General features: G+C 68.8%; 10 protein-coding genes. 6 read left to right on the top strand and 4 right to left on the bottom strand.

Annotated elements, in window-relative coordinates; genetic code table 11:
• Positions 1-2: 2 nt before the first annotated feature.
• Positions 3-929 (top strand): bifunctional riboflavin kinase/FAD synthetase, encoded by a 927-nt coding sequence (locus VB080_RS07885; protein WP_323417890.1) that lies wholly within the window; start codon positions 3-5, stop codon positions 927-929.
• A gap of 44 nt (positions 930-973) precedes the next feature.
• On the top strand, positions 974-1,414 hold the full coding sequence (locus VB080_RS07880) for a hypothetical protein (protein ID WP_323417889.1): 441 nt from the start codon (positions 974-976) through the stop codon (positions 1,412-1,414).
• 5 nt (positions 1,415-1,419) lie between these two features.
• Here VB080_RS07880 and VB080_RS07875 read toward each other — a convergent pair whose 3' ends face one another.
• The 3 genes from VB080_RS07875 to VB080_RS07865 all read right to left on the bottom strand — a co-directional run bounded on the left by VB080_RS07875 (position 1,420) and on the right by VB080_RS07865 (position 5,027).
• The gene (locus tag VB080_RS07875) at positions 1,420-1,917 is read right to left on the bottom strand and encodes a GNAT family N-acetyltransferase (protein WP_323417888.1); all 498 of its coding nucleotides are present in this window, start codon (positions 1,915-1,917) and stop codon (positions 1,420-1,422) included.
• Positions 1,918-2,038: 121 nt separating this feature from the next.
• Positions 2,039-3,466: a Re/Si-specific NAD(P)(+) transhydrogenase subunit beta gene (gene pntB / locus VB080_RS07870; protein WP_323417887.1), complete on the bottom strand. Its 1,428-nt coding sequence runs from the start codon at positions 3,464-3,466 to the stop codon at positions 2,039-2,041.
• Between the two features lie 4 nt (positions 3,467-3,470).
• A complete protein-coding gene (locus VB080_RS07865) occupies positions 3,471-5,027 on the bottom strand; it encodes a Re/Si-specific NAD(P)(+) transhydrogenase subunit alpha (protein WP_323417886.1) in 1,557 nt (518 codons plus the stop codon).
• A 266-nt stretch (positions 5,028-5,293) separates the two neighbouring features.
• Here VB080_RS07865 and rpsO point away from each other — a divergent pair, with 266 nt between their 5' ends.
• Both rpsO and VB080_RS07855 read left to right on the top strand, forming a co-directional pair.
• Complete coding sequence (gene rpsO, locus VB080_RS07860; RefSeq protein ID WP_323417885.1) at positions 5,294-5,557, top strand: 30S ribosomal protein S15; 264 nt, start codon at positions 5,294-5,296, stop codon at positions 5,555-5,557.
• Positions 5,558-5,816: 259 nt separating this feature from the next.
• Positions 5,817-8,024: a polyribonucleotide nucleotidyltransferase gene (locus VB080_RS07855; RefSeq protein WP_323417884.1), complete on the top strand. Its 2,208-nt coding sequence runs from the start codon at positions 5,817-5,819 to the stop codon at positions 8,022-8,024.
• Between the two features lie 107 nt (positions 8,025-8,131).
• On the opposite strand, the gene VB080_RS07850 is transcribed toward VB080_RS07855, so the two are convergent.
• Positions 8,132-8,638, bottom strand: a complete 507-nt coding sequence (locus VB080_RS07850) for a hypothetical protein (protein WP_323417883.1) — start codon at positions 8,636-8,638, stop codon at positions 8,132-8,134.
• Positions 8,639-8,774: 136 nt separating this feature from the next.
• Here VB080_RS07850 and VB080_RS07845 point away from each other — a divergent pair, with 136 nt between their 5' ends.
• The gene (locus VB080_RS07845) at positions 8,775-10,043 is read left to right on the top strand and encodes an HNH endonuclease (RefSeq protein ID WP_323417882.1); all 1,269 of its coding nucleotides are present in this window, start codon (positions 8,775-8,777) and stop codon (positions 10,041-10,043) included.
• A 41-nt stretch (positions 10,044-10,084) separates the two neighbouring features.
• Positions 10,085-10,771, top strand: coding sequence for an ATP-binding cassette domain-containing protein (locus tag VB080_RS07840; protein ID WP_323417881.1), 687 nt, complete (start codon positions 10,085-10,087; stop codon positions 10,769-10,771).
• The last annotated feature ends 21 nt before the right edge of the window (positions 10,772-10,792 follow it).

The following is a 10,792-nucleotide window of genomic DNA, read 5'->3' as shown; positions in this document are numbered from 1 at the left end:
TCGTGGAGCGTTCTGTCGTCGTCATCGGCAACTTCGACGGCGTGCACCCTGGGCACCAGGCGGTGCTCGCGGAGGCCCGCCGACGTGAGCCCGGGTTGCCGGTGGTGGTGGTCACCTTCTGGCCGCACCCGGTCTCGGTGCTTCGTCCGGAGTCCCCGCCGATGCTGCTGACCAGTCTCGACGAGCGAATCGAGTTGCTGACCGCTGCCGGGGCCGACCGCGTCGAGGTCGTCACTTTCACTCGCGAGTTCGCTGGCTGGCCGCCGGAGCGGTTCGTCGAGGAGGTGCTGGTGCCGCTGAACCCCGCGCGGGTGGTGGTGGGTACCAACTTCCGGTTCGGACGCGGCGCGTCTGGCACCGTGGCGATGCTGACCGACCTGGCCGCCGGCCGCTTCGCCGTGGACGGGTTGACTTTGGTGACCTACGGCGACACCGAGACCTGTTCGACGCTGATCCGCCAGGCGCTCGGTGACGGCGACGTCGAACTGGCCGCCGAGCACCTCGGCCGGCCGTTCTCCTTCCGCGGCGAGGTGGCCCATGGCGACCGCCGAGGACGCGAGCTGGGCTTTCCGACGGCGAACCTGCCGGTGCCTGCCGACCTCGCCTGCCCGCAGGACGGGGTGTACGCCGGGTGGCTGACCCGGCGGGACAACCTGGGTGCGCACGGTGAGCCGTTGCCGCCCGGCGGGCAGCCGCAACGCTGGCCGGCGGCGATCTCGGTGGGCACCAACCCCACCTTTGACGGCGTCGACCGCCGGGTCGAGTCCTACGTTCTCGACCGCGACGACCTGGAACTCTACGGAGCCGCGGTGACGGTGGAGTTCATCGCACGGATCCGCGGCCAGATCCGGTTCACCAGCATCGAGGCGCTGGTCGAGCAAATGACCGAAGACGTCGACCGGTCCCGCCGGATTCTCGCCGCCGGCTGATCCGGCCCCTGTCCCCGCCCGGTGAACACGCCCATAATTGAGGCATGTGGGCCGTGGACGGATTGCGGTCGTGGTTCCGGCGCACCACCGGTGCGGCGGCACTCGGCTCTGACCTCTCGCTGAGCCCCCAGGACGCCAGGGAACTCGCCGAACTGGCCGTGCGGGTGGCCAGCGAGTTCTCCGCCTGGTCGCCGGAGGTGATAGCCGGCTCACTCGGGCGGTTGCTGCGCCGGCGGGTGCCGCTGCGGGCGGTTCGGGGTCGCGAGGGTGCCCCCGGCGTCGGCGATCTGTGCTTCGCCGACGGGACGGTGGTCATCGTCCGCGCCGAGCATCCCGGTGAACTGGGACGGGTGGCGGTCGGCCTGCTCGCCGGCGGTGTGGTGCTGTCCTGTTTCGCCGCCGAGCGTGACCAGGTGGTGATCGAGATCGGTATTCTGCAGCGGCGGCTCCGGATGACCGCGCTCGGCGTCCTGCAGCCGCGCTGAGGAGCTCAGCGGGTCAGCAGCAGTGACTTGCGGTAGACCGCGTCGGTCTGGGTGCGGGTGTTGGCGCTACCGGTGGCGTCCACCCACTGGTAGTCGGTGGCGATGTGGTCACCGGTGGGGGTGTAGTCCAGGCCGATGTACATCGGGATCGCGGCGGCATTGTCCGGGTCGACCCGGAGAAAGACCTCCACGAAGCCGAGTTCACGGGCCTGGCCCTCCAGGAAGGTGGTGAGCGCCCGGGCGGCACCCTGACGGCGCGACTCGGGGTAGACCCACAGGCTCTTCAACTCCGGGCACAGCGAGCCGGACGGGTCGCAGTCGAGCGCGCTCATCCCGAGGATCACGCCCTGGGACTCGGCGAGGGCATAGAAGTAGCCGCCCGCCTGCTGTCTGTCCAGATGCCGCTGTGCCAGGTGCGCGTCGGGATGGGCCTCCCTGGCGTGCAGCGCCGCCAGATCCGCTGCGGTGATCAGCCGGACGGTGATCTGGTCGACAGCCATCATGCGGACTCCTCTGGTCGGGGACGCGGAACCCCAGTCTGACGGGTGGGTCACCTCCAACGCCACAGTCTTGCCCATCGGGCGAGGAATTCACCGCCGGCTCTGCAGCCGATCTGCGGTGTGTTCAGCCCAGCGCCTTCAGGATGTCGTCGACCCGCTGCTTGGCGTCGCCGAACAGCATCTGGGTGTTCTCCTTGAAGAACAGCGGGTTCTGCACCCCGGCGTAACCGGTGGCCATCGAGCGCTTGAAGACGATCACGCTGGCCGCCTTCCACACCTCCAGTACCGGCATGCCGGCGATCGGGGAGGTGGGGTCGTCCAGCGCTGCCGGGTTCACGGTGTCGTTGGCGCCGATCACCAGCACGACATCGGTGTCGGCGAAGTCGTCGTTGATCTCGTCCATCTCCAAGACGATGTCGTAAGGTACGTGCGCCTCGGCCAGCAGCACATTCATGTGCCCGGGCAGCCGTCCGGCAACCGGGTGGACGCCGAACCGCACGTCCACGCCCTGTGCCCGCAGCTTCGCGGTCAGGTCCGCGACCGGGTACTGTGCCTTCGCCACCGCCATGCCGTAGCCCGGGGTGATGATCACCGAACTCGCCGTGCGCAGCAACTCGGCCGCGCCGGTAGCATCGATCTCGCGGTACTCGCCCAACTCGGCCTCGGAAGTGCTGGCCACCGTCCCGCCCTCGCTGCCGAAGCCACCCAGGATGACCGACATGAACGAGCGGTTCATCGCCTTGCACATGATGTAGGACAGAATCGCGCCGGAGGAGCCGACCAGCGAGCCGGTGATGATCAGCAGGTTGTTGTTCAGCATGAAGCCGGCGGCAGCCGCCGCCCAGCCGGAGTACGAGTTGAGCATCGAGACCACGACCGGCATGTCGCCGCCGCCGATCGCGGCCACCATGTGGAAGCCGAGGGCGAAGCCGATCACGGCGATCGCGATGATCAACGCCCAGCCGAGCGCATTGTTGTGCTCCGAGGCGATGACGAACCAGATCATCAACGCGAAGAAGATCAGGAAGCCGATCAGGTTGATCAGGTTGCGTCCGGGCAGGGTGAGCGGCTTGGACTTCATCTTCGCCGACAGCTTCAGGTAGGCCACCACCGAGCCAGTGAAGGTGTAGGCGCCGATCAGGACGCCGAGCGCCACCTCGACCAGGTGGACGGTGTCCCCGGCCGCCTCCGGCGCGGCGAAGGAGTTGAACCCGACCAGGACGGCCGCCATGCCCACGAAGGAGTGGAAGGCGGCGATCAGCTGTGGCATCTGGGTCATCTCGACCTTGCGGGCGATCGGGGTGCCGATCGCGGCACCGATCGCCAGCACGACCACGATCAACAGCAAAGTGATCGCCGGGGAGAGCCGGTTCGGCTCGGTGGCCGACAGGTTGACCGAGTGGATGATGGTGGCCGCCAGGGCGAGCACCATGCCGATCATGCCGGCGAGGTTGCCCAGGCGTGCAGTGGTCTGCTTGGACAGCCCGGCCAGCGACAGGATGAACAGCACCCCGGCGACGATGTACAGGCCCTGGATGAAGTGGAGCAGCATGCCCTCACGCCTCCTTCTTGAACATGCTGAGCATCCGGAACGACACCAGGAACCCGCCGAAGATGTTGATCGAGGCGATCGCCGCCGCGATGAAGGACATCACCAGGACGGCGATGTCGGTCGACCCCAACTGCAGCAGGGCGCCGACCAGGATGATGCCGGAAATGGCGTTGGTCTGCGCCATCAGCGGGGTGTGCAGCGAGTGGGAGACGCCGCTGATGACGTAGAAGCCGACCACGACTGCCAGGGCGAACACGGTGAACGCGCCGACGAAGCTGGCCGGGCTGAAGGTGACCGCCAGGATCACCAGCGCGGCGGCGATCGCCGACCAGATCAGCCGGCGCCGCCCGGCGGCCTTCGCCTTCGTGGCCTCCTGGGCTGCCTTGGCCGCCAACTCCTCGGCGGTGGGCGGGGCGACCGCCGGTGGTGCGGCCGAGACCTGGACCGGTGGCGGTGGCCACAGCCGTTCGCCCGCCCGCTGGACGGTCATGCCACGCAGCACCTGGTCGTCCAGATCGAGCACCAACTCACCGTCCTTGGCGGGGGTGAGCAGCTTGAACAGGTTGACCACGTTGGTGCCGTACAACTGGGAGGCCTGGGTGGGCAGCCGTCCGGCGAGGTCGGTGTACCCGATGATCTTCACGCCGTTGGCGGTGACCACCAGCTGGTCGGGCCTCGAACCCTCGACATTGCCACCGTTGGCGGCCGCCATGTCGACGATCACCGAGCCGGGCTTCATCAGGGCGACCATATCGGCAGTGATCAGCCTGGGCGCGGGCTTGCCCGGGATCAGGGCGGTGGTGATGATGATGTCGACGTCCCCGGCCTGCTCCCGGTAGAGCTCGGCGGAGGCGCGGTTGAAGTCGTCCGAGGTCTCCTTGGCGTAGCCGTCGGTGGAGGCCTGTTGCTGGGCGACCTTGACGGTCAGGAACTCCCCGCCCATCGACGCCACCTGCTCGGCGACCTCCGGACGGGCGTCGGTGGCGCGGACGATGGCGCCCAGCGACTTCGCCGTCCCGATCGCCGCCAGGCCGGCCACGCCCGCGCCTGCGACCAGAACCTTCGCCGGGGGTACCTTGCCGGCGGCGGTCACCTGACCGGTGAAGAAGGAGCCGAACTCGTTGGCCGCCTCGATGACCGCGCGGTAGCCGGCGATATTGGCCATCGACGACAGCACGTCCAGCGCCTGGGCGCGGGAGATCCGGGGGACCGCGTCCATCGCCAGCACGGTGATCGACCGCTCGGCCAGCCGGTCGAGCAGTTCGGGGCTGCGGGCCGGGGCGATCTGCGCGATCAGGGTCGCGCCGTCGGCCAGCAGCGCGATCTCCTCGGCGGTGGGGGCGTTGATCGTCGCCACGACCGGCGCGGACCAGACCTGCGTCCGGTCACCGATAGTGGCACCGGCTGCGGCGTAGTCGGCGTCGGGGTAGGACGATTTCGCGCCCGCGCCCGCCTCAACAACGACCGTGTGGCCCAGCTTGATCAACTGGGCGACGGTCTTCGGGGTCGCGGCGACCCGCGTCTCCCCACCCAGGGTTTCCAGGGGGATCCCGATCAGCATCTTCGCGAGGTTCCTTTCCGGCCGAGGCTGCGCCAGCGTGGCCGATGGCAGCCTAGTGGGCAAAACCGGCCGTCGGAGCCGATTCGGAGAACCCTCCGGGCCGATTCGGAGATTAGGGTGCCCACCGGGTAGAGTATGGGCGCCGTCACGACGGCCGCGGACGCGTAAGAGCTCCCAGCGATGGGCGGATTCGACCCTGGATTCCCTTCGTTGCCTTCCGGCAGCGGGAGCGCCGCGCAACGGGAAACCGAGAGGAGCAGCCCTTCATGGATGCCGAGACCAAGCAGAAGATCATCGAAGAGTACGCCATTCACCCGGGCGACACCGGTTCGCCGGATGTCCAGATCGCGCTGCTCACCAAGCGGATCGCGCACCTGACCGAGCATCTCAAGGAGCACAAGGGCGACCACCACAGCCGTCGTGGCCTGATGCTCCTGGTCGGCCAGCGCCGCCGCCTCCTGAACTATGTCGCCAAGCAGGACGTCGAGCACTACCGGTCGCTGATCGCGCGCCTCGGCCTGCGTCGGTGACCTTGACCATCGCAGTAGTAGGGAGTGGCCGGTCCGGCCGCTCCCTACCGTCATAACCAGGGTCGTCGTCGCGCCCGTCGCGACCACGATCACCTGCCGGTCAGCCGGCAGAACCACCAACTGCCACCGCTCACCAATCCGGGCCTCGGTCCTCGGTAGTGGCTTTCGGGGCCAGTTCTTCAGGGACTGGCTCCCGCGGGCCTCGATCGAAGACCGGGACGGCGCTGATCGAGTGGTGGCGTGACCGAAAGGAATCCCTATGGAAGGTCCTGACCTTCACTACACCGAGGCCGTCATCGACAACGGCTCCTATGGCAAGCATGTCGTCCGGTTCGAATCCGGCCTGCTCGCCCGCCAGGCCAACGGATCGGCCTGTGTCTACCTGGACGGCGACACCATGCTGCTGTCGGCCACCACGGCCGCCAAGAGCCCCCGGGACGCAATCGACTTCTTCCCACTGACCGTGGACGTGGAGGAGCGGATGTACGCCGCCGGCCGGATCCCCGGCTCCTTCTTCCGCCGCGAGGGCCGTCCGTCCGAGGGAGCCATCCTGGCTGCCCGGCTGACCGACCGTCCGCTACGTCCCTGTTTCGTCAAGGGGCTGCGCAATGAGGTCCAGGTCGTCATCACCGTGATGGCGCTGAACCCGAACGTTCGCTATGACGTGCTGGCGATCAACGCCGGCTCCGCCTCCACCACGCTGGCGGGCCTGCCGTTCTCCGGCCCGGTCGGCGGCCTGCGGGTCGCGCTGATCGGCGACCAGTGGATCGGTTTCCCGACCGTCGAGCAGTCGGCCGACGCCACCTTCGAGATGGCGATCGCCGGCCGCGTCCTGCCTGACGGTGATGTCGCGATCATGATGGTCGAGGCCGAGTCCACCGAGGCCACCTGGGATCTGGTCCGCTCCGGCCGCACCGCTCCGACCGAGGAGGTCGTCGCGCAGGGCATGGAGGCCGCCAAGCCGTTCATCAAGGCGCTGTGCGACGCGCAGGCCGAGTTGGCCGCCATGTTCGACAAGCCGGTCGAGCAACTGCCGGTCTTCCTCGACTACACCCCGGAGGTGTTCGACATCGTCGCCGAGGTGGCCACCGGCCGTCTCACGGACGTCATGAGTATCGCCGGCAAGCAGGAGCGTGAAGCCGCCGAGACCGATCTCAAGGGTGCTGTCAAGGCCGAGCTCGCCGAGCGCCTGCCCGATCAGGAGAAGGCGATCTCTGCTGCCCTCGGTGCGCTGACGAAGAAGGTCGTCCGGCACAAGACCCTGACCGAGCAGGTCCGGATCGACGGCCGTGGCGTCCGCGACATCCGGACGCTGTCGGCCGAGGCCGGCGTGTTGCCGCGGGTACACGGTTCGGCGCTGTTCCAGCGTGGCGAGACCCAGATCCTGGGCGTTTCCACGCTGAACATGCTGGACATGGAGCAGAAGCTCGACACCCTTTCGCCGGAGACGACGAAGCGGTACATGCACAACTACAACTTCCCGCCGTACTCCACCGGCGAGACCGGCCGGGTCGGTTCCCCGAAGCGCCGCGAGATCGGCCATGGGGCGCTCGCCGAGCGTGCCCTCGTCCCGGTGCTGCCCAAGCGCGAGGAGTTCCCGTACGCGATCCGGCAGGTGTCGGAGGCACTGGGTTCGAACGGTTCCACCTCAATGGGCTCGGTCTGCGCCTCGACGCTGTCGCTGCTCAATGCGGGTGTCCCGCTGAAGGCCCCGGTGGCCGGTATCGCCATGGGGCTGATGAGCGAGGAGATCGACGGTGAGACCCGCTACGTTGCGCTGACCGACATCCTGGGCGCTGAGGACGCGCTGGGCGACATGGACTTCAAGGTCGCTGGCACCCGTGACTTCGTCACTGCCCTGCAGCTGGACACCAAGCTCAACGGCATTCCCGCCGAGGTGCTGGCCGGTGCGCTGCTGCAGGCCCGCGAGGCCCGGCACACCCTGCTGGACGTGATGGCCGAGGCCATCGACGCCCCGGACGAGATGAGCCCCTACGCGCCGCGGATCATCACCGTGAAGATCCCGGTCGACAAGATCGGCGAGGTGATCGGGCCGAAGGGCAAGATGATCAACCAGATCCAGGACGACACCGGCGCCAACATCTCGATCGAGGACGACGGCACCATCTACATCGGTGCCGACAACGGCGAGTCTGCCGAGGCCGCCCGCGCCCTGATCAACGCGATCGCCAACCCGACCATGCCGGAGAGGGGCGAGCGCTACCTGGGCACGATCGTGAAGATCATGCCGTTTGGTGCCTTCGTCTCGCTGCTGCCCGGCAAGGACGGCCTGCTGCACATCTCGAAGCTCCGCGCCCTGGCCGGTGGCGGCCGCGTCGAGAACGTGGAGGACGTGGTCAGCGTCGGCCAGAAGCTCCAGGTGGAGATCTCCGACATCGACGACAAGGGCAAGCTCAGCCTGATCCCGGTCGTGGAGGAGAAGGAAGAGGCTCCGGCCGAGGCCTGATCGGCTGGTTCCAGCGTGAAGCGCCGCCCCTGGGGGCGGCGCTTTCGCGTTCCGGGAGGTCGTCGTGGTCCCGGCCGTCGTCATGGTCCCGGCCGGGCGCACCGGGGTCAGCCGGAGGTGGCCACCGGGTGCTGAAGGCGCCGCCGGGAGCCGACCCAGCGCACGACGGGGATCCCGAGCAGCGCGACCAGGCTGGTCGCGTACAGCGGTGCGGACCAGGGCGAGTAGTCCCCTGCGTTGATCCCATAGGTGTCGGCCAGGGCCATGCCGGCTCCGAAGCCAGCGAAGAAGGAGGCGGGCGCGCCCAGGGTGAGCAGCCCCAGATAGCCGAGGACGACCGAGCGGGGCTCGGCATGCGGGTCTCGCCAGAACCGCATCAGGAGGGCAAGGCCCCCGACGACGCCCAGGCCGAGGATGGACACCACCACCGGCATTCCCAGCGAATCGTGCTGGGCGGCGAGGTCGGCGTTGATCTGGCCGAGCGAGTGCCCGGGCACTGCGGCCAGCGGATTGAGCACCAGGATCTGGAGGCCGGCGAGAGCGGCGTAGCCGACCACGAGAACCGTACCCGCGACGGCCAGAAGCCGGGCCGGGTCGAGGTGCGACCGTGACATGCCTCGAGCATACGAGCCGCGCGGAATATCGGCCAGGTTGCTCGCGCGTCCTGCCGGGGGCCCGACGTCGACGGTCATGACGACGCCCTGGTCGGGCCGCGACGAAACTGTCAGTGGGGCTGGTTAGCGTTGGATCATGGAGATGCAGCTCAGCAATCAGACCCTGGCCGCGGTGGCCGGCGGTCTGGCCGTGCTGGGCGATGCCGCCAGCGATGTCGAACTGCTCGAACGCGTCCGGTTGCTGGAGACCGTGAAGAACGCGGCGGCAGCCGCGCAGGCCCGCGCGGCGGTGGCACTGCGCGAACTTCGCGAGGAACAGCAGCGCTCTGCTGGCCGCCCGGTCGCCGGGACGGAGGCATCGGTGTCGGCCGAGATTGCCCTGGCCAGGCGGGAGTCGCCGCATCGCGGAAGGGTGCTGGCCGGGTTGGCGATGGTATTGCTGCGGGAACTGCCGCACACGATGAGCTTGTTCAGCGCCGGGGAGGTCTCGGAGTACCGCGCCATGCTGGTGGCGCGGGAGACAGCCTGCCTCTCCCGGGCCGATCGGGGCCGCGTTGACGCCGCGCTGGCCGGGGAGCTTCCCCGGTTGGCCGACCGTGAGATCATCGCCCGGGCCCGGCAGGTGGCCTACCAGCTGGATCCGCTCAGTGTGGTGGAGCGGGCGTCGCGGGCCGAAGCCGATCGCCGGGTGACGATCCGTCCGGCGCCGGACACGATGGCGCTGGTGTCGGCGCTCCTTCCGGTGGCGCAGGGTGTGGCGCTGTATGCCGCGCTGGCTCAGGAGGCTGACCGGGCGTGCGCGGCAGGCGACCCCCGGAGTAGGGGTCAGGTGATGGCCGACACCCTCGTCTGCCGGGCGACCGGCCAGGCCGCTGCGCAGGCGGTCCCGGTCGAGGTGCAGTTGGTGATCTCGGACGAGGCCCTGCTGGGTGACGGTGAGGCGCCGGCGCGGTTGGTGGGGTACGGCCCGATTCCGGCGGGTGTTGCCCGTCGTCTGACCCTCTCGGCGTCGAAGGTCGGGCAGGCCTCCTTGCGGCGGCTGTACGCCCGCCACGGCCGACTGGTGGCGTTGGAGTCGAAGCGCCGGAGGTTCCCGAAGGGCCTGCGTCGGTTTGTCGCGATCCGGGACGAGGTCTGCCGCACGCCGTGGTGCGGCGCCCCGATCCGTCACATCGACCACGCGGTGCCGGCCCGGCTGGGCGGGGCGACCAGTGCGGCGAACGGCCAGGGGCTGTGCGAGCAGTGCAATCAGGTGAAGGAACATCCGGGCTGGCGGGCCAGACCCGGGCCGCTCGGCGCGGTGACGATCATCACACCGAATGGTGATCGTTATGCAAGCCTGCCGCCGCCCTTGCCCGACCTTCACTATCGGGAGGTCAGGTTGCGGCAGGGCATAGCAGCTTGAGGTTCGCCGGATGCTGGCGCGGTGTTACGATACATTTTGTAATGAACGGTCAGTATGAATATATCGAAGCCCACCACCTGCTGCTGGACGGCAACCGCGGCCGGGTCTACGGCCCGCTCGATCTGTCGCTGGGGGAGGGAGAGTTGCTGCTGGTGACCGGTCCGGCCGGTTCCGGACGGACCTCACTACTGCTCACCCTGGCAGGCCGGCTGAAGCCCTCCCGCGGTTCGCAGCTGACCGTGCTCGGCCATGAGCTCCCGCGTCAGGCTAGGGCAGTGCAGCACCGCTCCTCGGCGGTCGGCTTCGCCGGTCTGGACGACTTGGACGAGGAGGTGACGGTCGGCGCCACGATTCGGGAACGCGAGGCCTGGTTGGCGCCGTGGTATCGCGTCGTCCGCCGTCCTGACGACGCCCACGTGGCGCAGGTCTGCAACCGGGTCTTCGCCGACCGCCCCGTCCCGGCTGCCCGTCAGGTGGTGCACTCCTTGGACGAGACTTCGAACCTGATGCTGCGACTCTCGCTCGCCATGCTCAGCAACCCCAGCCTGCTGGTGGTCGACGATCTCGACCAGCTCCGCGATTCCGGCAGTCGGGTGGCGATCTGGGAGAGTCTGCGCCGGCTGGCCGAGTGCGACGGGGTCACCGTTGTGGTTGCGTCCGCCACTGCTCGCGAGCTCGCCAGCCTCGACTGGCCCAACCCACCGCGGCAGCTCGCCCTCGCGTCCTGACCCACCGCTGCCAGCAGCCAA

Source organism: Propionicimonas sp. (genome assembly GCF_034927565.1).
Lineage (GTDB): Bacteria > Actinomycetota > Actinomycetes > Propionibacteriales > Propionibacteriaceae > Propionicimonas.
Note: the sequence above shows the minus strand (reverse complement) of the source record. Positions and strands in the feature narration are given on the sequence as shown.

What these genes read in the sequence shown, in the direction of transcription:
- rpsO (WP_323417885.1), top strand. Translation starts at nt 5,294, where the DNA reads ATGGATGCCGAGACCAAGCAGAAGATCATCGAAGAGTACGCCATTCAC.
- VB080_RS07850 (WP_323417883.1), bottom strand. Translation starts at nt 8,638, where the DNA reads ATGTCACGGTCGCACCTCGACCCGGCCCGGCTTCTGGCCGTCGCGGGT.
- VB080_RS07855 (WP_323417884.1), top strand. Translation starts at nt 5,817, where the DNA reads ATGGAAGGTCCTGACCTTCACTACACCGAGGCCGTCATCGACAACGGC.
- pntB (WP_323417887.1), bottom strand. Translation starts at nt 3,466, where the DNA reads ATGCTGCTCCACTTCATCCAGGGCCTGTACATCGTCGCCGGGGTGCTG.
- VB080_RS07865 (WP_323417886.1), bottom strand. Translation starts at nt 5,027, where the DNA reads ATGCTGATCGGGATCCCCCTGGAAACCCTGGGTGGGGAGACGCGGGTC.
- VB080_RS07880 (WP_323417889.1), top strand. Translation starts at nt 974, where the DNA reads ATGTGGGCCGTGGACGGATTGCGGTCGTGGTTCCGGCGCACCACCGGT.
- VB080_RS07875 (WP_323417888.1), bottom strand. Translation starts at nt 1,917, where the DNA reads ATGATGGCTGTCGACCAGATCACCGTCCGGCTGATCACCGCAGCGGAT.
- VB080_RS07840 (WP_323417881.1), top strand. Translation starts at nt 10,085, where the DNA reads ATGAACGGTCAGTATGAATATATCGAAGCCCACCACCTGCTGCTGGAC.
- VB080_RS07845 (WP_323417882.1), top strand. Translation starts at nt 8,775, where the DNA reads ATGGAGATGCAGCTCAGCAATCAGACCCTGGCCGCGGTGGCCGGCGGT.